This window comes from Micromonospora sp. NPDC005254, assembly GCF_042872525.1.
Lineage (GTDB): Bacteria > Actinomycetota > Actinomycetes > Mycobacteriales > Micromonosporaceae > Micromonospora.
In genome coordinates, this window is the sequence record NZ_JBIAKM010000002.1 from 530,095 (window position 1) to 550,493 (window position 20,399).

At 72.2% G+C, this 20,399-nt stretch carries 24 protein-coding genes and 2 pseudogenes; 11 read left to right on the forward strand and 15 right to left on the reverse strand.

Translation table 11 applies throughout. The features are described from left to right. Positions 1 to 173: 173 nt before the first annotated feature. From ACFYPR_RS08105 to ACFYPR_RS08115, 3 genes are all read right to left on the reverse strand, one after another. Complete coding sequence (locus ACFYPR_RS08105; RefSeq protein WP_387259070.1) at positions 174 to 380, reverse strand: hypothetical protein; 207 nt, start codon at positions 378 to 380, stop codon at positions 174 to 176. Between the two features lie 322 nt (positions 381 to 702). After that, on the reverse strand, positions 703 to 1,314 hold the full coding sequence (locus ACFYPR_RS08110) for a hypothetical protein (protein WP_387259072.1): 612 nt from the start codon (positions 1,312 to 1,314) through the stop codon (positions 703 to 705). After that, positions 1,311 to 2,402: an XRE family transcriptional regulator gene (locus tag ACFYPR_RS08115; protein ID WP_363935079.1), complete on the reverse strand. Its 1,092-nt coding sequence runs from the start codon at positions 2,400 to 2,402 to the stop codon at positions 1,311 to 1,313. Before ACFYPR_RS08115 ends, ACFYPR_RS08110 begins: the two co-directional genes overlap by 4 nt. 196 nt (positions 2,403 to 2,598) lie before the next feature. On the opposite strand from ACFYPR_RS08115, the gene ACFYPR_RS08120 reads away from it, so the two are divergent. After that, the gene (locus ACFYPR_RS08120) at positions 2,599 to 3,222 is read left to right on the forward strand and encodes a hypothetical protein (RefSeq protein WP_387178787.1); all 624 of its coding nucleotides are present in this window, start codon (positions 2,599 to 2,601) and stop codon (positions 3,220 to 3,222) included. A gap of 5 nt (positions 3,223 to 3,227) precedes the next feature. Here ACFYPR_RS08120 and ACFYPR_RS08125 read toward each other — a convergent pair whose 3' ends face one another. Continuing rightward, positions 3,228 to 3,596 (reverse strand): DUF4180 domain-containing protein, encoded by a 369-nt coding sequence (locus ACFYPR_RS08125; RefSeq protein WP_354855861.1) that lies wholly within the window; start codon positions 3,594 to 3,596, stop codon positions 3,228 to 3,230. Then, on the reverse strand, positions 3,589 to 4,038 hold the full coding sequence (locus ACFYPR_RS08130) for a helix-turn-helix domain-containing protein (protein WP_387259075.1): 450 nt from the start codon (positions 4,036 to 4,038) through the stop codon (positions 3,589 to 3,591). The genes ACFYPR_RS08125 and ACFYPR_RS08130 overlap by 8 nt, the downstream gene beginning before the upstream one ends. A gap of 157 nt (positions 4,039 to 4,195) precedes the next feature. Here ACFYPR_RS08130 and ACFYPR_RS08135 point away from each other — a divergent pair. Then, positions 4,196 to 4,750: pseudogene (locus ACFYPR_RS08135) on the forward strand (AAA family ATPase); the annotation flags it as partial. Here the strand turns inward: ACFYPR_RS08135 and ACFYPR_RS08140 are convergent. After that, positions 4,743 to 5,108: pseudogene (locus ACFYPR_RS08140) on the reverse strand (ATP-binding cassette domain-containing protein); the annotation flags it as partial. The pseudogenes ACFYPR_RS08135 and ACFYPR_RS08140 sit on opposite strands and share 8 nt — an antisense overlap. A 174-nt stretch (positions 5,109 to 5,282) precedes the next feature. On the opposite strand from ACFYPR_RS08140, the gene ACFYPR_RS08145 reads away from it, so the two are divergent. Then, positions 5,283 to 5,801: a GNAT family N-acetyltransferase gene (locus ACFYPR_RS08145; protein ID WP_355063161.1), complete on the forward strand. Its 519-nt coding sequence runs from the start codon at positions 5,283 to 5,285 to the stop codon at positions 5,799 to 5,801. Positions 5,802 to 5,893: 92 nt separating this feature from the next. Here the strand turns inward: ACFYPR_RS08145 and ACFYPR_RS08150 are convergent, their stop codons facing one another. Together ACFYPR_RS08150 and ACFYPR_RS08155 are read right to left on the reverse strand one after the other, a co-directional pair. Further along, positions 5,894 to 6,745 (reverse strand): aldo/keto reductase, encoded by an 852-nt coding sequence (locus ACFYPR_RS08150; RefSeq protein ID WP_355063163.1) that lies wholly within the window; start codon positions 6,743 to 6,745, stop codon positions 5,894 to 5,896. 97 nt (positions 6,746 to 6,842) lie between these two features. Continuing rightward, positions 6,843 to 7,802, reverse strand: coding sequence for a LysR family transcriptional regulator (locus ACFYPR_RS08155; protein WP_355063165.1), 960 nt, complete (start codon positions 7,800 to 7,802; stop codon positions 6,843 to 6,845). 52 nt (positions 7,803 to 7,854) lie between these two features. On the opposite strand from ACFYPR_RS08155, the gene ACFYPR_RS08160 reads away from it, so the two are divergent. Both ACFYPR_RS08160 and ACFYPR_RS08165 read left to right on the forward strand, forming a co-directional pair. After that, a complete protein-coding gene (locus tag ACFYPR_RS08160; RefSeq protein ID WP_355063167.1) occupies positions 7,855 to 8,769 on the forward strand; it encodes a serine hydrolase in 915 nt (304 codons plus the stop codon). Between the two features lie 154 nt (positions 8,770 to 8,923). Beyond that, entirely contained in the window at positions 8,924 to 9,901 is a 978-nt protein-coding gene (locus ACFYPR_RS08165; RefSeq protein ID WP_355063169.1) for an MBL fold metallo-hydrolase, read from the forward strand. Positions 9,902 to 9,933: 32 nt separating this feature from the next. On the opposite strand, the gene ACFYPR_RS08170 is transcribed toward ACFYPR_RS08165, so the two are convergent. Continuing rightward, a complete protein-coding gene (locus ACFYPR_RS08170) occupies positions 9,934 to 10,473 on the reverse strand; it encodes a DUF1697 domain-containing protein (protein ID WP_355063171.1) in 540 nt (179 codons plus the stop codon). Between the two features lie 134 nt (positions 10,474 to 10,607). Here ACFYPR_RS08170 and ACFYPR_RS08175 point away from each other — a divergent pair, with 134 nt between their 5' ends. Further along, entirely contained in the window at positions 10,608 to 11,369 is a 762-nt protein-coding gene (locus tag ACFYPR_RS08175; RefSeq protein WP_355063173.1) for a hypothetical protein, read from the forward strand. Here the strand turns inward: ACFYPR_RS08175 and ACFYPR_RS08180 are convergent, their stop codons facing one another. From ACFYPR_RS08180 to ACFYPR_RS08195, 4 genes are read right to left on the reverse strand one after another with little or no spacing between them, the layout of a single operon-like run. Beyond that, positions 11,370 to 11,933 (reverse strand): heme-binding protein, encoded by a 564-nt coding sequence (locus ACFYPR_RS08180; protein ID WP_355063175.1) that lies wholly within the window; start codon positions 11,931 to 11,933, stop codon positions 11,370 to 11,372. It lies immediately after the preceding gene. Between the two features lie 31 nt (positions 11,934 to 11,964). Further along, positions 11,965 to 12,702 carry a hypothetical protein gene (locus tag ACFYPR_RS08185; protein WP_354855847.1) on the reverse strand — a complete coding sequence of 246 codons (738 nt, stop codon included), beginning with the start codon at positions 12,700 to 12,702 and terminating at the stop codon, positions 11,965 to 11,967. Between the two features lie 2 nt (positions 12,703 to 12,704). Beyond that, a complete protein-coding gene (locus tag ACFYPR_RS08190; RefSeq protein WP_355063177.1) occupies positions 12,705 to 13,502 on the reverse strand; it encodes an ABC transporter permease in 798 nt (265 codons plus the stop codon). After that, entirely contained in the window at positions 13,499 to 14,395 is an 897-nt protein-coding gene (locus ACFYPR_RS08195; RefSeq protein WP_387259081.1) for an ABC transporter ATP-binding protein, read from the reverse strand. The genes ACFYPR_RS08190 and ACFYPR_RS08195 overlap by 4 nt, the downstream gene beginning before the upstream one ends. 132 nt (positions 14,396 to 14,527) lie before the next feature. Between ACFYPR_RS08195 and ACFYPR_RS08200 the strand changes: the two genes are divergently transcribed. The 3 genes from ACFYPR_RS08200 (at position 14,528) to ACFYPR_RS08210 (ending at position 17,115) form a co-directional block, all read left to right on the forward strand. Beyond that, the gene (locus ACFYPR_RS08200; protein WP_387259084.1) at positions 14,528 to 15,799 is read left to right on the forward strand and encodes a sensor histidine kinase; all 1,272 of its coding nucleotides are present in this window, start codon (positions 14,528 to 14,530) and stop codon (positions 15,797 to 15,799) included. Beyond that, positions 15,778 to 16,497, forward strand: coding sequence for a response regulator (locus ACFYPR_RS08205; protein ID WP_387259372.1), 720 nt, complete (start codon positions 15,778 to 15,780; stop codon positions 16,495 to 16,497). The genes ACFYPR_RS08200 and ACFYPR_RS08205 overlap by 22 nt, the downstream gene beginning before the upstream one ends. A 126-nt stretch (positions 16,498 to 16,623) precedes the next feature. Beyond that, positions 16,624 to 17,115 (forward strand): hypothetical protein, encoded by a 492-nt coding sequence (locus ACFYPR_RS08210; protein WP_354855842.1) that lies wholly within the window; start codon positions 16,624 to 16,626, stop codon positions 17,113 to 17,115. 100 nt (positions 17,116 to 17,215) lie between these two features. Here ACFYPR_RS08210 and ACFYPR_RS08215 read toward each other — a convergent pair whose 3' ends face one another. Then, entirely contained in the window at positions 17,216 to 18,004 is a 789-nt protein-coding gene (locus tag ACFYPR_RS08215; RefSeq protein WP_354855841.1) for a D-Ala-D-Ala carboxypeptidase family metallohydrolase, read from the reverse strand. 305 nt (positions 18,005 to 18,309) lie between these two features. On the opposite strand from ACFYPR_RS08215, the gene ACFYPR_RS08220 reads away from it, so the two are divergent. Then, positions 18,310 to 18,948, forward strand: a complete 639-nt coding sequence (locus ACFYPR_RS08220) for a DUF6642 family protein (protein WP_354855840.1) — start codon at positions 18,310 to 18,312, stop codon at positions 18,946 to 18,948. Between the two features lie 88 nt (positions 18,949 to 19,036). Beyond that, a complete protein-coding gene (locus ACFYPR_RS08225; RefSeq protein ID WP_354855839.1) occupies positions 19,037 to 19,501 on the forward strand; it encodes a PPOX class F420-dependent oxidoreductase in 465 nt (154 codons plus the stop codon). Between the two features lie 224 nt (positions 19,502 to 19,725). On the opposite strand, the gene ACFYPR_RS08230 is transcribed toward ACFYPR_RS08225, so the two are convergent. Beyond that, a complete protein-coding gene (locus ACFYPR_RS08230) occupies positions 19,726 to 20,367 on the reverse strand; it encodes an NAD(P)H-binding protein (protein ID WP_354855838.1) in 642 nt (213 codons plus the stop codon). Positions 20,368 to 20,399: the final 32 nt, after the last annotated feature.

A 20,399-nucleotide genomic window follows, 5' to 3' on the forward strand; every position in this document is an offset into this window, starting at 1 on the left:
GGGAGAAATACATGCGTACCAAGAAATAAGCCCAGCGGGTCGGTCCGAGCGTCCGTACGCGTGCTCGGTCTCGTCGTGGCCGGAGCGGTGATCGCCCCGGCGAGCCCGGCATCCGCGGCGGTCCCCGGCCTGGTGCGAGTCTGCGCCACCAGCGTCAGCAACTCCGCCGACTCTCACAGCGCCACGGCGACCTGCCCGGTCGGGAAGGTGCTGACCGGTGCCGGGTACGAGCTGAACGGTGTCACCAGTGAGTGCATTGTGGACGACTTCCGTCCCAACGATGGTCCCGCGACCGCCCCCACGTCGGCCGCCTCGGGTGCGTAGGAGGAGGACCCGTTCGCCGGCAACTGGTCCGACACGGCGTATGCCATCTGCGCCACGGCGTAACAGTCACTCATCCGGTGTGGCCGCCCCGGGCGTTCGCGGGGCGGCTGCGCCGTTGACCGGTCGGCTCACGAGCCGCCCTGGCGTTGGACCCGTCCGTCGCCGGAGACCTTGGCCCGACCCAGGTCGCGTTCAGTGCCAGCGGGGCCGGTCGCGGTACGGCGGTGCCGTTGGTCGGGCGAGTGCTCCACGGGCGAACCCTGGCGGCCCGGAGCGCCGCTGCCCGGATGGCGCCGGCCTCGTGCCGACTCGCCGCCGCTGTCGTGTTTGTTCTGCTTGTGGCTACCCATGGCTTGCGCGTACCCGGTCACCCTGCGGCTAGTCATGGACCCAGGTCGGCGGCCGTGTCGGACCCGGAATGTAGGGCGGACGGCCGATCTGGAGCAGCCCGGCCTTTCGTGCGTATGAGGGAAACTCCGCCCCGGTACACGGCAGTCGGTGCTGTGTCTCGCGCAGTGCGTCGATGATGGCACCGGCGTTGACTTCGGTGAGCCTGCCGGATCGGCACCGATCTGCGAGAAGCCAGATCGTCCCGTGCACCTCCAGCCCGTAGGCACGGCCCACTTTGGTGGCAATGCGGTCATCGGTGACCGCCGTACCGCCGCGTATCTCGGCCGCTGCGAAGACGCTCGCCTCACCGACGTCTCGTCTGTCGGCGCCGATACGGCGTACCCAATCCGAAAAGCACCGGATCTCGGTGATTGTGTCGAGTGCGATGACGTCGATCCAGGCAAGCTTCAGCGCCGCGGTGAGAGCCGGCTCCCGCTGCGCACTGGTGCGGAGCTCATCGAGCACGACGGCGGTGGTAGCCGCGCGCCTTCCAACGATCAGGTCCGCCAGCACGTCGAGCCGGTCGGCGAGGGCGAAATGGTGCAGCACGGTGGTGTCGAAGACGAGCAGTGGCTCGCAATCCTGACCTGCGTTGCTCACGGTGCCAGGTCTGTTTCATCGCGCGCCGGCAGGTCGTCCAGCCCGATCTGGCCATGCAGGAGTTCGACCGCGCGGGCGTCCGATACGAGATACCGGCGCCACGCCTCCATGACGGCGTGCGAATAACCCGGCGGTACGCGAATGGCGTCGAGATCTGGCTGGGGGGCCCAGCCAACCGCATCCATGATCTCCGCCCGGGTTGGGGTGGTTCGGCTCCAGCGCACCGCTGACGCATCGAGCCACCCAGCGCGTTCCGCCTGGCGCACGGTCAGGGACCATGACGTGCGGTAGCGCGCGGTGAGCTGGATCATCTCTTCGCGGGAGGCTGGACGGCTGTTGACATCGCCGAACGCGGCGACCGGAAGGAGCAGCTCGGCGGCGAAAGCGTTGATCAGACTTTCCCGATCGGCGCGGGAAACGTGTACCGCCAGATCGCTGGAGTATTCGTCGCCCAGAACCAGGTGGCCCAGCTCGTGGGCGGCGGTAGCTCGACGCCGGCCAGGATCTCCCTCCAAGCTGACGACCGACACTGCCAGGTCCCCGTCCACCATCGATGCGCCTTCTCCCGGAAGGTCACTGACGAGGACGTACTGGCCGCTGCGTTCACAGAACTCCATCAGGGTGTCAATCGGCTCCGTACCAATCCCCCGCCTGTCACGCAGCCATCGAGCAGCGATACGGGCGTCATCATCGGAGGTGACACTCCCCTCGTACCGGACGGGACTGACGAGGGTGAGGGTGCCGGCGTCAAGTAGCTGGCGGACGTCCCTGAGCCAGGAGGCGAGTGTGATCTCCAGTCGTTGAGAACGCCTCGCCACGTCTGTGTCGTTGTCTTCGGCCATGAGTTCCGAGCGGCGCGAGATCACCGCCGATCGTCGCTCAAGCAGGTGATCGATAGGTACGTCGAGTGCGGCCGCGAGCCTGATGAGTTCCAAGGCGTCTACCCGCCGAACGCCGGACTCGATCTTGGCGATCATCGTTCGATCGAGGCCGAGTTGAGCACCCAGTTCGGCCTGAGAGAGGCCAGCCCCCAGTCGGGTCTGGCGCACCTGCTCGCCGACCGTCGTCCAGTCGCCGGTTTCGGTCATGGTGCGATAATCGCACGCGCCCTTGCTCTACGTCTCGACCGTAGCGAATCGACATTACGGATCTAGATGGCGTTTACGCTCCTCGATACCCCGACATGGCGTTCTCGGCCGCCGGATGGTCGAGGCCGGCCATAACCTGCGGGCAGCGGAGATCCCCACGTAGGGCGGACTGCTCCGCGACTTGAGGGAGGTAGACATGCCCAGGCCATTACCGGGGGAGCAGGCCCCGATCACCGTAAAGCTGGACCGGTGGCGGGCGGGGTTGCCGCCGGACGCCTGGCCCGACAACTTCCCATCGAGCGGCGAGGTCTGGCGGCGCGACGCCTTCGCGGTGGCCGATGCGTACCGAGCCGGCTCGGCCACCGCCCGGCAACTGCTGACCGCTGTGCTGGTCTGGGGTTACGGACCCATCGGGTACGGGCCGTGGCGCACCGCCAGGTCGCTCGGCGCCGACCCCGATGGCAAACGCCTGGCGTACGCGCTTGAGGAGGTGTCCGCGTCAGCACCCGACGAGGACGCGTTGCGCACCGCGTACCGCCGCTTCCGCGACCCCAACCACGCTCGCCTGCCGTGGTTGGGGCCGGGATTGTTTACCAAGGTCCTCTACTTCGCCGGCTACCGGCGAGGGGTTGGCGGCGTGCAGCCGCTGATCCTCGACCGCGTCGTGGCCAGCCGTCTCCCCAGCGAGGCCGGCGTCGGCCGCCTATCGGGCTGGCTGTCCGAGGAGTGGCTCGCGTACCTACGCTGGGCGGCCGACCAGGCGCAGGCCAAAGGCGTTGAGCCGGACGCGGTCGAGATGGCCGTCGTCAACGACCACTGAGACGGCTACGACACAGCGCGCAGGCGGGCGTCGAGGGCGTCGAGGTCGGGGACGAACCAGATGTGCCCGGCCTGGTTCGACTCGTGCACCAGGGCCCGTAGCGCCGAGCTGCCGTCCAGGTGCGCCGAGATGTCACCGACGACGGCGAGCCGCAGCCGGTAGTTGACGAACTTCTGCATCACGTCGCCGGCGAAGCGGGTGCCCAGCGAGAAGAAGCGTTCGTCGAGTCGGTTGGCCGGCACTGCGACCACCTGTGCGCCGGCGAAGGCCGCGCCGATCAGGTCCAGCGCGTCCTGTTCGGTGGCGACGGTCGGGCCGGCCGGGTCGCAGATCAGCACCGGCACCCCGGCGCGTTCCTGGATCTCGTCAGGCATCGTGGACCTCCCGGTCGAGTAGGCCGTTGTCGGCATTGAGGACGGCGTCGAGCAGGTGCAGCACCTCGGCGGTGCCGGCGGGATCACCGAGGATGATGATCTTCAGGCGGCGGCGGTCATCGTCGTGCACGGTCTGCACGCGCAGCGGCCGGGCCGGGTCGTGCCCGGTGTTGACGCTGGCCAGCACGAGCGTGCCGAGCCGGTCGGCGGCGACCCGGTCGACACCGTCGATCTGCACGATGCTCGACACCTCGGCCTGGCCGGCCACGGTGGCGGCGGGCGGCCGTCCGGTGAGCGCGTCGAGATCGCTGGCGGCGATCCGGTACTGCTTGCCGATCCGCACGGCGCGCAGCCGGCCGGAGCGGATGTAGCCGCGCACCGTCCGCACGTGCAGGCCGAGCCGGTCGGCAACCTGTTCAACCGAATACATTTCTTCCGTCATCGTTCCCTATCCTACCTCTACAGGGAACGATGAGGAATCATGCGCCGTCGGCTGTCACATCTCGACGCCCAGCGTCGGTGGGGTCCAGTACCGTCTGGGAACCATGGACGCGCAGGTCGGCGACGCCATCATCGGGCGGGATCACCCCGCGGGTCTGCTGCGCGCCGAGCTGGATCGGGCCGCCACCAGCCACGGCGGTTTTGTCCTGGTCACCGGTGAGCCGGGCATCGGCAAGACCACCCTCGTCACGTCGGTGGCGCGGGAGGCCCGCCGGCGCGGCGCGCTCGTGCTCGGCGCGGCCTGCTGGGATTCCGACAGCGCCCCCGGCTACTGGCCGTGGGTGCAGGTCTTGCGCGCCCTGCGCCGCTCCGCCGACGACTGGGCGCTCGCCCGACCGGACGCCGAGCCGGCCCTCGCCGCCCTGCTCGGCGAGACCGGCACCGGTGACGTGCCCGGCCTCGCCGCCACCTGGACCGCTCCGGACGAGGGCAGCCACGTCGCCGACCAGGAGGCGTTCGCCCTGTACGACGCGGTGACCGCCGCGCTGGTCGCGGTCTCGGCGCGCCGACCGGTGGTGGTCGTCCTCGACGACCTGCACTGGGCCGATCCGGCCTCGCTGCGGCTGCTGGCGTTCGCCGCCCAGCACACCTGGTTCGAGCGGCTGTTGCTGATCGGCACGTACCGCGCCGCGGAGGTCGAGGCGCCGCCGCACGCTCGCGGGCGGCCGGCTTGCGCAGGCCGAGCAGGCGGGCGAGGAGCACCAGGTTCTCCGTACCGGTCAGGTCCTCGTCGACGGAGGCGTACTGGCCGGTGAGGCTGACCCGGCTGCGGACCTGGTCAGCCTCGGTGACCACGTCGTGCCCGAACACCCGCGCGGTGCCGCCGTCGGGGCGCAGCAGCGTCGCCAGCACCCGGACCGCGGTGGTTTTGCCCGCCCCGTTCGGGCCGAGCAGGCCGTAGACGGTGCCGGCGGGCACCCGCAGATCCATGCCGGCCAGCGCCCGGGTCTCCCCGAACGAGCGGGTGAGCCCTTCGGCCTCGATGGCCAGTCCGGTGGAGCGTCTGTTCATCATCCGTACCTCTCGTCCGATGGCCGGGACGTCGTGGTTGGTGAGAGCAACGACGCCGCCCACTAAAGGGCGCGAGGTGACGACCGACCGCCCGCTAGATCGGAACTAGCGGGCGCCGTTCCGGGACGGAATGTCGGTGGGATCGGCTTGACTGGGGTCGACGAAGGGGACGGAATGGCGCAGGTACGCATCCAGCCGTGGCGCGAGGACGACCTCGACCTGCTGCGGCAGCTCAACTCACCGGACACGCGCAGACACACCGGCGGCCCGGAGACCGACGAGCAGGTGCTCGCCCGACACGACCGGTACGTGCACTTCGCCGAGGGCGGCCAGGGGTGCATGTTCACAGTGGTGCTGCCGAACGGCGCGCGGGCGGGCAGCGTCGGCTACTGGGCCCGCGAGTGGCGCGACCAACCGGTGTACGAGCTGGGCTGGGCGGTGCTGCCCGCGTACCGGGGGCAGGGGCTGGCCACCGCCGCGGTGCGCGCGGCTCTCGACGTGGTCCGCGCCCGACGGGACCGGCGCTACGCGCACGCGTACCCGTCCGTCGACAACCCCGCCTCGAACGCGGTCTGCCGCAAGGCGGGTTTCATTCTGCTGGGCGAGACGGATTTCGAGTACCCACCCGGGCACCTGATGCGTGCCAACGACTGGCAGCTCGACCTGACCGCCCCGCCGACCGACGGCTCCTGACCCGGGCGAAGAGCGCCATACCGCAGAGTCGTCCGGACGGCTCTGCGGTATGGCGCTCGAAGGACAGGTGCCCGCCGGGCGGCGGGCTCAGGTCAGCGGGGCACGTAGGCGAAGGTGTCCGGGTTCGGGCCCTGCCGCCCGGCCTCGCCCTTGTTCAGTGCGGTGATCCGCTCCATCGCCGCGTCGTCCAGCTCGAAGTCGAAGATGCGGGTGTTCTCCTCGATCCGCTTCGGCGTGGTCGACTTCGGGAAGATGATGTCGCCGCGCTGCACGTGCCAGCGCAGTACCACCTGGGCCGGGGTGCGGCCGAACTGCTCGGCGATGTCGACCACCGTCGGGTCGTCGAGCACCTTGCCCTGCGCGATCGGCGACCACGCCTCGGTGGCGATGTCGTGCTCGCGGCCGTAGGCGCGGACCTCGTCGTTGGTGAAGTACGGGTGCGCCTCGATCTGGTTGACCGCCGGCACCACGCTCGCCTCGTCGATCAGCCGCCGCAGGTGCGCCACCTGGAAGTTCGACACGCCGATCGAGCGGGCCCGACCGTCGCGCTGGAACTCCTCCAGCACCTTCCAGGTCGAGACGTAGTCGCCGTCGTACAGCGTCGGCAGCGGCCAGTGGATCAGGAACAGGTCGATGTAGTCCATCTTCAACGCGGCCAGCGTCGAGTCGAACGCCTTGCGCGCGTCGTCCGGGAGGTGGAAGCCGTTGTTCAGCTTGCTGGTCACGTAGACGTCGCCCCGGTCGAGGCCGGACATGCGGATCGCCTCGCCGACCTCGGCCTCGTTGCCGTACATCTCGGCGGTGTCGATGTGCCGGTAGCCCGTCTTCAGAGCCGTGGTCACCGCCGCGACGGTGTCCTTCGGCTCGATCTGGAACACACCGAAGCCGAGCTGCGGGATGGTGGTGCCGTCGTTCAGGCTGATATCAGGAATCGTGAGTGCCACTGCGGCTCCTTCGCGTCTTCGTTACCCATCATCCATACCCGCGCGGGTGGACGATTCACCGTCCAACGCGAGGTGACGAGCGCAACGTTGGCCCGCTTCACCCGGTTGTGTCGAACAACACCGGCCAGGGCCGTGCCGCCGGCACCGAGGGTGGCGTGGGCGGCGCCGGCTCGGCGACGGCCAGCACCTCGGCGGCGAGCTGCCCGACCATCGGGGCCGCCGGATGCGCCGACCGTTGCGGCCAGACCGCCGAGGTGCGCTTCGTCAGCGAGGTGTCGGCGATCGGTCGCCAGGCGATCCGGGGTTCCCGGCGAGCCAGCGTCGCCGGCTCCACGGCCACCCCACCGCCGGCCAGCACCAGCCCGAACAGGAATTCCGGGTTGCGTGCCGGCCGCACCCGCGCCGGCCGCCACCCGTGCCGCCGGCACACCGTGAGCAGGTGGTCGTGCCAGCCCGGCGCGGTGGCCCGGGGCGCGGCCACCAGGTCAAGGCCGGCCAGCGCCGCGAGCGGCACCTCCCGGCCTCGGGCCAGCGGCGAGGTCCGCGGCAGCAACACCCCCAGGGGTACGTCCACCGGGGCGCCGAAGCGCAGCCCGTCCGCCTCGACCGGATGGTGTACGAGCCCCACGTCCAACCGCCGCTCGGTGAGCATCCGCACCTGCTCGGCGGTGGTCAGCTCGTGCAGCTCCACGTCCAGGCCGGGTGCCCGGCCGGTGAGCTGGTCCAGCAGCGCGCGCAGCGTCACCGCCGGGGTCTCCGGCGGCACACCGGCACGCAGGATGCCCAGTTCGCCCGCGCGGACCTGCCCCATGAGGTTGCGCAGCCGGCCCTCGCCGGCGAGCAGTTCCTCCGCCTCGGCGAGCAGCAGACCGCCGGCGGTGGTGAGCCGCACCTGGCGGCGGGAGCGGTCGAACAGCTCGACCGCGAGTTCCCGTTCCAGCCGCTGGATCGACTGACTCAACGGCGGCTGGGCCATCCCGAGCAGTTCGGCCGCCCGCCCGAAGTGCAGCTCGTGGGCGACCACCACGAAGTGCCGCAGGTGCCGGAGCAGGTCCACGGCCCGGACCCTACGCCAGCGGCGGAGCACCGCCACTGGATACCGTGCCCGGGTGGACGTCAGGGAGCGGATCGAGGCCATCTTCGCGGGCGTCGGGGTGACCGCCAGCCTGCACGCCGTGGACCTGGACGCCGTGGACGTGGACGCCGTGCACCCGGACGCGGTGGACCGGCAGGTCGGGGTGCGGGCCGACGAGCAGGTGGTGATCGCGTCGATCTTCAAGATCCTGCTGGTGCTGGAGTTCGCCCGGCAGGTCGACGCCGGCCAGCTCGACCCCACCGAACGGGTCCTGGTCACCGCCGCCGACCGGCTCGGCGGGTGGGGGCTGGCCGGCTGCGTCGACGACGCCGAGGTGTCGCTGCGCGACCTCGCGTACTTCGCCATGTCGGTCAGCGACAACACGGCCGCCGACCTGCTGCTGCGCCGGGTCGGCCCGGACCTGCTGCCGATGCTCGCCGCCGAGCTGGGCCTCACCCGCACCCGCGTTCTCGGCGGTCCTCGGGAGCTGGTCGAGATGATGCTCGCCGACGTGGGGGCGCGGACCGAGGCGGAGTTCGCCCGGATCTTCCCGACGCTGCCGGCGGAGCGGGTCCAGGCGATGCGGGTCTTCGACCCCGCGCACACCACCAGCAGCACCGCCCGGGAGATCACCCGGCTGCTCACCCTGATCTGGCGGGACGAGGCCGGCCCGCCGGCGGCCTGCGCGATGGTCCGCGGCTGGATGGCCCGGCAGCTCTTCTGGACCCGGCTGGCCGCCGGCTTCCCGCCCGGCGTCCGGGTCTCCGGCAAGACCGGCACCCTGCCCGGCCTGCACCTGGAGGCCGGCGTCGCCGAATATCCCGACGGCGGCCGGTACGCCATCGCCGTCTTCGCCCGCGCCGACGAGCTGACCCCGCGCCGGATCGACGTGGACCTGGCCATGGGAAAGGCCGCCCGCACGGCTGTCGAGGCGCTGCGCGGCGACTGAGTTTTCCGAGCGTCCGAGCGCCGAAGGGCAGTCGCTGAGCAGGCACGATATGCCATGACGTATCGGAGCTGGCACCCTTCGATCTTGGACTGGGACGCGGTGGCGCTGGTTGGCTCGTGCCGACCGATCAACCGAGCACGGGGAGTAGATCCGCATGTCCAACCTCGACCGCCGTCGCTTCCTGCGGGACGCCGCAGCCACCACCGCCCTGGTCTCGGCCGGCGGCCTCGCCGCCACCTCGACCACCCCGGCCCAGGCCGCGCCGCCGGCCGCCGCGCCGACGCCCGAGCGCCGCCGCACCGGCGCGGTCAGCTTCCGCTGGTGGGGTACGGCCGGCTGGCGCATCGACATCGCCGACCGGACCGTCCTGGTCGACCCGTTCCTCAGCCGGATCGACACCGGGCTGTTCACCGGGGCGTTCACGACGGACACCCCGTTGACCGTGCGCGCCGACGTGATCGACCCGCGCGTCGAGAAGGCCACGACCGTCCTGGTCACGCACACCCACTGGGACCACTACATGGACGTCCCGTACATCGCGGCGCGTACCGGCGCGCGGGTGTTCGGCACGCTCACCGCGTACCACCTGGGGTTGGCCTCCGGGGTGCCGTCGACGCAGCTCAGCGCCGTGAAGGGCGGGGAGGTGCTCGACTTCGGCGACCACAGCGTCGAGGTGGTCGGCTCGCTGCACAGCCGCAACGCGTCGTACTCCGTGGCCTTCCCCGGAGTGCGGGTGAGCCAGCCGGCGCGGCCGGCGACCATCGCCGACCTCCCGGAGGGCGACACGCTGGGCTACCTGCTGCGGGTCGAGCGCGGCCCGTCGGTCTACTTCACCGGAGCCAGCGACGTCGCCGAGCGCAACCTGACCGGCCTGGCGCCGGACGTGGCGATGGTGGCCATGCAGAGCGCCACCACCACCGGCGACTACCTGCCCCGGCTGCTGGCCGGTCTGGACTACCCGAAGGTCGTGGTGCCGGTGCACTGGGACAACTTCGAGACGCCGTTGCGGAACCCGCCGGTCGTCGCGCCGGCCGACCGTGACCGGCTCGACGACATGATCGCGGCGGTGCGTCGGATCTCGCCGCGCAGCCGGGTGCTGGTGCCCGAGTACGAGACCGCGTACCACTTCTGACCGGTTCCGGGCGGGCGTCCGCGCCCGCCCGGTCAGCCGGCGGCCAGCTCCGCCAGGGCGCGCACCGACTTCCAGTTGCGGGTGGTGGCCACCACCCCGAGCTTCTTCTCCAGGTAGGCGTTGGTGAACTTCGTCCGGCCGTAGCTGCCGTCGGGGAAGTGGAGGAAGACCTCCCGACCGGTCACCGTGAACGACACGTTCTCACCGCCGGGCACGGCGAGCGCGTCCACAGTGGCCTTCGCCGGAGGGGTCGCCAGGAAGGCCACCAGCAGGAGCTTCGGATCGTCCTCGACCTCGGCGTACGGGTTGCCACCCGCCACCGCCGCCAACTCCCGGCCGCTGCGGACCAGCACCGGCACGGTCAGCCCCAGCTCGTCGGCGAGCGCCCGCTCGATGCCGGCGGCCAGCTTCTCCGCGTCGCGCACGGTGCTGCCGAAGGCCACGTTGCCGCTCTGCAGGTACGTCTCGACGTGCTCGTGCCCGAGGTCGGTGACGATCCGGCGCAGGTCGGCCATGGCGAGGCGGGTGGTGCCGACGTTGACTCCGCGCAGCAGCGCGACGTACCGGGTCATGGCTCCTCCTGGGTGCACGGCCGACCGGCTCAGCGTAGGTCGGGCGGCCACGGTCCGCCGGGAGCCACCAGGCCCGTTTCGTGTACGACAAGCGGCGCCCCCCGACAGGCCGCCCTGGCCGCTACCGTCGATGGATGCGATTCGCGCGCCCGGTCGGGCTGCTCCTGAGTGCCGCCGCCGTGCTGCTCTGGGCGGTCGGCATGACGGTGTGGCAACCGTTGACCGAGCCGATCGGCCCGTGGTCGGAGCGGCTGCCGGGCAACAACGCCTACTGGGCACGGGATCTGCGGTTCGTGGCGATCGTCGCGATCGTGCTCGGGCTGCTGCTGGCCGGCCGGGGGCAGCTCCGGTGGAGCGCTCCGGCGGTCGTGCTCGGCGGGCTCTGGATCGCGGCCGACGTGGCGATCGACCGGGCCGACCCGGCCGGCACGGGGTCGACCATCCTGCTCGCCGTCTCCGGTGCGGCGGTGCTCGGGGTGCTGGCGGCCGTCCTCTCGTGGCGGGACCGCGGCCGGCCCCCCACCACCGACCGGCGGGTGTTGACCGGCACGGCCTGCGTGGCCGGGGTGCTGGCGGTGGTGGCCGCCGGCATCGAGTCTCCGACCGACCGGGAGCCGGAGCTGACGGCGGCGGCCTTCGCCACCGGCGTACTCCTGGTCGCCCTGACCGTCGTCGTCGCCCTGGCGGCGGCACCGGCCCGCACCCGGGGCCGCTGCCTGCTGGCCGTCGGGCTCGGCGCGGTCGCCATCGGCGGTGTCGCGCTGGGCCGGACGGTCCCGCCCGGCCCGCGCATCCTGCCGATGATCGCGCTCGGCGCGGTGCTGCTCACCGGCGTCACCCTGCTGGCGTGGGACTGGCCGGGCGGTCGGCCGGTGTGGCGGCGGCACGCGCGCTAGCTACTCCACGACGGGCAGCACGACCTCGTTGCGGCGCAGGAACCACGGCTTCCACGGCGGGTCGAAGCGCACGTACCGGATCGCGCCGGTCGGTTGCAGCCCGGCCGCGGTCACCGACCGGCCGAGCATGGTGGCCCGCTGACTGAACGCCTGCTCCGTCCACCGCCCGGAGAACCGCATCGCCGCCGCCAGGCGTGCCGGAACCTCGCGGATGCGCACCCGGGTGTCCACCGGCTCGGGCAGGGTGGCGGTGGTGAAGGTGGCCGGCATGACGAACTGGATCAGGTACGCGCCCGGCCGCTCGCCCTCGATCTGAACCACCGGCACGGTCATGGCGATCTTCTCCGAGTCGTTGGCCGCCGACATCGCCGGCCCGGCCGAGCCGATCGGGTGCCGGGCCCGGTTGGCGCCCCCGATGTAGGCGGCCAGCGGCCGGAACGCCTCGATCGGGGCCCGGGTGAACGACGCCTGGATCTGCACCTCGGCCACCAGGTGAGCCGGGTAGCGGCGCAGCTCGAAGCCGGGGTGTCGGGACACCACCCGGTACGGCTGCTGCTCGGTCATCGCGCGCTCCCAGGATCTCCTGGGACAGACGCTACCGCCCCTCCCGCTCCCGCTCGGCCGAAGTCGGTTGTCCCGCACCGGGGACGACGACCCGCCAGTACTGGCGTTTGCCCTCGTCGCGCAGCACCACCCCGAGCCGGCCCAGCTCCCGCCGCAGCTCCCGGGCGTCGTCGCGGCGGTCCCGCTCGATGGCGCGCTCCCGGGCACGCAGCAGCGCGTCCGCGCCGGCGGGCAGACCGGGCAGGTCGGGCACCCACAGCCGGTACGCCAACCGGTGGGGATCGTCGTCCGCCCAGGCCCAGCCGTGCGCGCGGAACGCGGCGGCGAGCCGGGCGGCGGGCAGGTCCGTCGACTCCCGGACCAGTTCCGCCCCGTCGGGGTCGAGCAGCACCAGGTGCTTGTCGGCGACGAAGACGACCCGGGTGTCGGCGCGTGCGACGGTCCGGTTCTGGTCGGCGCGGCGCAGCCGGACCTGCGCCGCGTCGACGCTGACGATCAGCCGTTCGGCGGTGCCGATCCCGGCGAGGACCAGGCCGGCCAGGGCGCCCACGGCGATCGTGCCGGCGGTGGCCTGCGGCTCGGGCAGCCGGTCCAGCCACTCGACGAGGTCGCTGAACGGCACCCAGGGCAGCCGGGCGAGCCAGCCTGTCGTCGCCGCGAGGAGCCATCCGGCCCCCGCGCCGAGCAGCGGGAAACCACCCCACAGGACCGCCAGCTCCAGCGGCCCGCCGCTGACCGTGGTGCGCGGACGGTAGCCGGCCAGGTCCATGGTCAGGACACCTCGCGGCGGAGCGTCCGGACCATGCCGACGGCCAGTGGCAGGACCATCCAGACCAGCAGGGACACCGCCATCCGCCCCCACTGCTCACCGGTGAGCGCGTCGCTGCTGAACAGCGGTTCCATCGTCTTGTTGGTGTCCAGCCAGCCGGATGGGCCGCGCAGGGGCCGGACCATCTCGCCGAGCACCGCCCACAGGGTGGGCAGCAGCAGATACCCCACGATCGCCAGCGGTGGATTGAGCAGCAACAGACCGAAGGCCGCACCCATCAGCACGCTGGCGACCTGGAGGATCGCCGCGTTCAGCAGCAGCGACCAGTCGAACTGCCAGGTGCCCGCGCCGCCGGTGGCGGACGCCACGAGCGTGCCGACGGCGGCGACGGCCAGGCTGGCCAGCACCGAGGCGAGCGCGGTGAGCAGCACGGCGATCAGCTTCGCCCCGATCACCCGCTCACGGCGGGGCACCAGGGCGTACGTCGTGAGGGCGGTGCGTTGCGACCACTCGCTGGTGATCGACAGGATGCCCAGCACCGGCAGCAGCACCGACACCGGCAGCAGCGAGGGGACGAAGAAGTCGAGGAAGGTCTGGTCGGCGTCCTTGGCGTAGATCAACTGGAGCGTGACGATCACGGCGGTGACCAGGCCGATGGTGATCAGCAGCCAACGGCCGGCCCGGGTGTCGACGAGCTTGCGCAGCTCCACGGCGGTGAGCCGGAGCAGCGACGGACGGCGTACCGCCGGGTGCTGCCGGGGCGCGACGACGCCGGCGGCGGGTGCGGTGGTGGTGGTCATCGGACGGCCTCCTTGGTGGACTCGCCGGCGGTGAGGGTGAGGAAGAGCTGTTCGAGGCCACCGCTGCCGGCGGGGCGCAGCTCGGCCAGGGCGACGCCCGCGTCCGCGGCGGCCTGGCCGACCGTCTCGGCGTCGGCCTGCACGAGCAGCCCGTCGGTGCCGTCGGTGGCGCTCAGACCCGCCGCGCCCAGTGCCCGGCGCAGTGCCGCGCCGTCGCGGGCCCGCACGAGCGTTCCGCCGCCGGCGAGCAGTTCGTTCTTGTCGCCCTGGGCCACGATCCGGCCGCCCCCGATCACCACCAGCCGGTCCGCGACCGCCTCCACCTCGCGCAGCAGGTGGGAGGAGAGCAGCACGGTGCCGCCCCGGTCGGCGAAGTCGCGCAGCAGGCCGCGCATCCAGAAGATCCCCTCCGGGTCCAGGCCGTTGGCCGGCTCGTCGAGGATCAACACCCTGGGGTCGCCGAGCAGCGCGTGCGCCAGCCCGAGGCGCTGGCGCATGCCCAACGAGTACGCCCGTACCCGACGCTTCGCCGCCACCGCGTTCAACCCGACCAGGTCGAGCTTCGCGGCGACCTCGCGCCCGTCCAACCCCATGGTGTACGCGGACAACGTCAACGCCTCGCGGCCGGTGCGCCCGGCGTGCTGGGCGGAGGCGTCCAGCAGCACCCCGACCTCCCGTCCCGGGTTGGGCAGGTCGCGGTAGGGGCGCCCGGAGACGGTGGCCCGGCCGGCCGTCGGCGCGGTGAGCCCGCAGATGATCCGCATGGTGGTCGACTTGCCGGCGCCGTTGGGGCCGAGGAAGCCGGTGACCGTGCCCGGTTCGCACTGGAACGACACGTCGTCCACCGCCGGGTGTGGCCCGTATCGCTTGGTCAGGTTCTCCACGGTGATCATGCCGACGAGCGTGCCCGCGCCACCCGGCCATCCGCTGCGGCCGCCGGTCGGTGCCGCACCGACCTTGGTCGACGCTCCGGTCGATACTTTGGTAGCTGGCTGCCGGTGCCCGTTGCTGCCTAGCATGGGCGCGTGACCAGCCTCGCCGTCCCGGAACACCCCTGGCTGCTGCCGGGGGAGCTGGTCGTGCCGGGCGAACGTGACCGGGCACACCCGCGCCGCACCACCCGCGACTGGGTCGTGGACGGCCTCGCGTTCCTGGCCGGGCTGCTCTGGGTGCTGTTCACCACCGTGGACGCCCTGTCGCCCGCCCCGGAGACGGCGATTCCGCTGCCGCACGACTGGATGGTCGGCGTGGACGCGCTGCTCGGGCTGGCCTGCTGCGGGCTGCTCTGGGTGCGGCGGCGGTGGCCGCTCGGGTTGGCGGTGGCCACCCTGCCGCTGAGCGCGTTCTCGTTGGCCGCGGCCGTCCCGCTGCTGATTCTGTACTTCACCGTCGTGGTGCACCGCCGCACCGCCGTCGCGATCGCGCTCACCGGTGCCGGCCTCGTCACCAACCTGGTCTTCAGTTGGACGCGCCCGGACCCGAACTGGCCGTACTGGGCCACCGTGGCGTGGGGTGCGGTGATCACGATCGCCGTGCTGGCCTGGGGGATGTTCGTTCGGGCCCGGCGACAGTTGATCGTGTCGCTGCGGGAGCGGGCCGAGCGGGCCGAGGCCGAGCAGCAGTTGCGGGTCGCCCAGGCCCGGCACCTCGAACGCACCCGCATCGCCCGGGAGATGCACGACGTGCTGGCCCACCGGATCTCGCTGCTGAGCCTGCACGCGGGCGCGTTGGAGTTCCGCCCCGACGCGCCGGCCGACGAGGTCGCCCGGGCCGCCGGGGTGATCCGGGGCAGCGCCCACGCCGCCCTGCAGGACCTGCGGGAGGTCATCGGTGTGCTCCGGGCCGACGGCGACAACGTCGGCGACGCCCCCGAGCCGCCGCAGCCCACCCTCGCCGACCTGCCCGCCCTGATCGCGGAGTCGCGCGCGGCCGGGATGCGGGTGAACGTCACCGACACCGTCGTCGCGCCCGCGGACGTGCCGGCGGCGCTGGGGCGGGCCGCGTACCGGATCGTGCAGGAGGGCCTGACCAACGCCCGCAAGCACGCGGCCGGCGCGGCCGTCACCGTGGACGTGGCCGGTGGTCCGGGCGCCGGACTGACCGTGGCGATCTCCAACCGGTGGCCGCTGGGCACGCCGGCCGGGGGTGAACTGCCGGGTGCCGGCGGTCTGCCGGGCGCCGGCACCGGGCTGGTCGGCATCACCGAGCGGGTCACTCTGGCCGGAGGCCGGTTGGCGCACGGGCGGGACGAGGCTGGCGACTTCCGGTTGGCCGCCTGGCTGCCGTGGCCGGCGTGACCGGGCCGGCCGGCGGGGCCGGGGAGGCCACCGCGCCGGTGCGGGTGCTGATCGTGGACGACGACGCGCTGGTCCGGGCGGGGCTCTCGATGATCCTCGGCGGCCTGCCGGACCTGCGGGTGGTGGGCGAGGCGGCCGACGGCGGCGAGGTTCCGGCGGCGATCGCCGCGTACGCCCCGGACGTGGTCCTGATGGACATCCGGATGCCCCGGGTCGACGGGCTCACCGCCACCGAGGCGCTCCGCGCGCGACCGAACCCGCCGGAGGTGCTGGTGCTGACCACCTTCGACGCCGACGAGCAGGTGCTGCGGGCGCTGCGCGCCGGCGCGGCCGGTTTCCTGCTCAAGGACACCCCTCCAGCGGACATCGTGCACGCGGTACGCCGGGTGGCCGCGGGGGAGGCGATGCTCTCCCCGACGGTGACCCGCACGCTGATCGACCACGTGACCGCCGCCCCGGGTCTGGCCGGCCCGGATCCGCGTCGCGAGCGGGCGCTGCGGCTGCTCGGCGGGCTCAGCGAGCGGGAGCGTCAGGTGGCGGTCGCGCTGGGGCGGGGCCGCACCAACGCGGAGATCGCGGGGGAGTTGTTCATGAGCGTGGCGACGGTGAAGGCGTACGTCTCTCGGCTGCTGACCCGGCTCGATCTCAACAACCGGGTCCAGGTGGCCCTGCTCGTGCACGACGCCGACCTCGTCTGAGCGCCCGTTAGGGGGACGATTAGGGGGCCGGGGGTTGAACTTTCGTCCGATGCCGGCCGTACCACTGCCCGAGGATGTCGGTGCGGTGGGTCCGCCGTACCGCTGCCGAGCTGCGGGAGGCCTGCCGTGCGTGTTGGTGAGCAGTCGACGGATCCCATCGACCAGGTGCTGGGTGAGGTGCCACTGCCGGCGCCACTGACACCCGAGGATGTTCGGCTCGCGGTCCGGGCGGTGGTCGTGCACACCGCCGAGGAGTGGCCGACCGGGCCGCTGTGTCGCAACGACGGCGCCTCCTACCCGTGCCGACTGCACCGGTGGGGGCGTCGGGTTCTGGAGACACACGGGCTCAACGAGCGGCAGATCGAGGCGTTGATCCAGCACGGCAACCCGTTCGTGCACGTGCCCTTCCCGTTCACCGCGACCGGGCCGTCGTCCGCGCGTCCCACCGGCGCCCGGCCCGCGGCGACCGCCGGCTATCCGGCGCCGGCTCCCGGCCGCGCTGGGCTGCCGGCGCGACACCAGGCCGCGCGGGTCACCCCTGCGGGGGTACGACCTGCCTCTGCCGGCCGGCCGGTGACTCCCCCCGTCACCGCGCCGCGCTGGCCCCGGGCTAGCTGAACGGCGTTACCCCCGCCCGCCCTGTCCGGGGCGACACGACGTCGGCCCGACGCGGAGATTCCCCACCCGCGCCGGGCCGACGTCACACCGGCCGGCTCGTTCAGTCGTTACCGGCGCCGACGCCGCAGTCCGGCGCGGACCAGCTCGTCGTGTTCGAGCTGCGGTCGCTGCTGTTTTCGCGCCGCGAGTCGACGTGCACGTGGTCGTCGTGGTCGGGGTAGCCCGGTCCGTAGATCCCGCTGAAGCCGTTGTCACGGGCGCTCTTGGCCACGCGGCAGAGCGAGGACGTCCGCGAGGTGACGTCGGCGGCGTTGCCGTACAGGTGCTGGCTGTCCGACGCGCCACCGACCTGGTTGTTGCAGGCGCGGCTGCGGAATCCGCTCGACACGTTCAGCGGCTTGTCGCCGAGGCTCTTGCGCAGCGCCTCCAATTTCCACATGGTGCGCAGCGCGTTCTGCTTCGTCTGGTCCGCCGACAGCGGACCGCCGCTCCACCCGCTGCCGCCGCAGCCGTTGTCCAACTCGTTGTAGGTGAAGTGCGCGGGTGTGCAGTCGTCGTCCTGGAGCTGGTACAGCTTGGCGTAGGTCTGCGGCCCCGCGATGCCGTCGGCGCGTAGCCCGTACGCCTGCTGGAACCGCTTGACCGCGGCGGCGGTCTTCGGTCCGTAGCGACCGTCGTTCTCCACGATGTCCCGGTAGCCGGCCCAGCCGGCGACCCGGATCTGCAGCTGACGGACGTCGTCGCCGGAGCGCCCCTGGTACAGGTTGCGGTTCCACGTGTAGCAGCCGTCCGCGTACGCTGCCGGCGCGGCGACCACCGATGCGATCGCTGCCCCGGGCAGTGCCAGGGCGAAAGCGACAGCAACTCGCTTCAAGGTGTTTACGCGCACAGAAGTCCTCCCGATAGGAGAGCGAATGGGGTTGCTTCGGGACATCGACCGGGACGTCCCGTGATTTCCACCCTCGCACTGATCCGTGCGCTACGCGGCGATTAACGGGAATTGTCCTCACGATTCGTTGTTTCTGGGCGTCGGCTGTGAATTCGACTGATTTGCCAAACAGCCATTTCCCCCTGATCGACCCGGTGGCGCAAGAACCACACCGAACGTCGCATTCGGCCACACCCAGGGTGATGTTCCTCGCCCGTCGGGGGCCGGTAACGTCAGCCCCGGGCGACGGACTGGCGGAGGTGCACGTGGCACGCGGTGGCGTCTTCTGTGTCGAGGGTCAGTGGCACCGCGACCTCAACGAACGCGGTTCCGTGCTGCCCACCCTCGAACTGCTGGAGCGGCTGGGCAAGATCCGCTTCATCCACAAGGACGCGGCCACCCGCGACGAGCTGTTCTACTTCCTGGACCGCTGGCTGCTCAAGCAGTACGCCGACCACCGCGTCGGCTTCTTCGCCATGCACGGCGAGCCGAGCCGGCTCTGCCTCACCGACTGGCAGTCGGTGGAGCTGAACGAGGTGGCCGAGTTGATGGCCGGCCGCTGCGAGGGACGCCGGCTCTATTTCGGCAGCTGTTCGGTCCTACGCGCGTCGGACGCGGTGTTGCGCGAGTTCCTGGAGGTCACCGGGGCCGCCCTGATCTGCGGTTTCACCCGGGACGTCGACTGGGTCGAATCGGCCGCCTTCGAAACCGTCCTGCTCGACGTGCTGGCGAACGGGCAGCGGCACAATGCCGCCGAACTGCGGATGGGCTCCGCGCACTGGGCACCGCTGGCGTCGTACCTCGGCTTTCGGGTGATCTATGCCAACGGCCGGGCCTGGCGCCCGGCCGGCCGGCCCCGCGTGCCCACCCAGGCGGTGCCCCGCGCCGCTGCCGGCCCCCGCTGATCGGCCGCGGCCGACCTGCCGACCTGCCGCCCTGCCGCCCGGCCGACCTGCCGCCGCTGGTCGGTGGCCACCCTGGTAGGAACGAGTGATGGCGCCCAGCATCGCGAAGAACACCCGGGTCGACCGGGACACCCTGCTCGACTTCCTCCGGCCTCGGCACCGTGTCGTGCTGATGACCACCCGGGCCGACGGCCGCCCGCAGTCCTCCCCGGTCTCCGCCGGCATCGACGGCCAGGGCCGGCTCGTCGTGTCCACCTACCCCGAGCGGGCGAAGGTGACCAACATCCGTCGTGACCCCCGGGTCTCGGCCTGTGTGCTGTCCGACGACTGGAACGGCCCCTGGGTGCAGCTCGACGGCACCGCTGAGGTGCTGGACCTGCCCGAGGCGCTGGAGCCGTTGGTCGAGTACTTCCGCAGCATCTCCGGCGAGCACCCGGACTGGGACGACTACCGGGCGGCCATGGTGCGCCAGGGCAAGTCGCTGATCCGGGTCACCATCGACGCCTGGGGCCCCATCGCCACCGGCGGCTTCCCGGCCCGCCTCGCCGACTGACCGCGCCTTCTCAGTATGCGGCGGTGACCGCCACCCCAGGCCCGGCGGCGCTCGAACCCCTGAGCGCGCCCGCACCCGCCGGATGGGTTGGCGTGCTGTAGAGCTGCCCCGAATATGGGGCGGGCGACGATGGCGGCGCGTCCGTCGTGCCCCATATCTGGGGCAGCTCTACAGGGGGCGAGGGGAGGTCGGTTCGGCGGCTCGACAGTCGGTTGCGGCAATCGTCAGTACGCGGCGGTGAACCGCGCGTTGACGTACCGGGGCTGCTCGATCTCGTCGACGATCGCGACCGCCAGGTCCTCGTAGGTGAGCACCGACCGGCCCTGGTCGTCGGTGACCGGCTGGTCGGTGCCGGTGCGGTAATGCCCGGTGCGCTCGCCGGGGTGGAATTCCAGCGGCGGCGGTGAGACGTAGGTCCAGCTCACCCCGTCGGCGGCGGTGCGGTAGTAGTCCAGGGCGTCGGCCTGGCCCAGCGCCGCGTCCCGATACTGCTCCGGGAAGTCCGGCTCGTCGAGGATGCGGGTGCCACGGGGCGTGAGCAGGGTGGACCCGCCGCCCAGGTGGATGATCCGCGGTGCGGCCGGCATCGACCGCAGGGTGGTCACCAGGTTCTCGGCGGCGCTGCGCCACAGCCCGCGCTCGCCGCCGCCGATCGCCACCACCAGCGCGTCCGCCTCCGGGGCCAGATCCCGGACACTGCGCTCGCTGGTGGCGTCGCCGGTGACCGTCCGCACCCCCGCCGGCAGGTACGAGGTGGCCTCCGGGCGGCGGACCGCGGCGATCACCCGGTGCCCACGGTCGGCCGCCTCGGCGGTGACCCGCGACCCGGCGGTGCCGCCCGCGCCAAACACGACGATGGTGCTCACCAGCCCAGGCTAGGGCCGACTCGCCCCGGCGA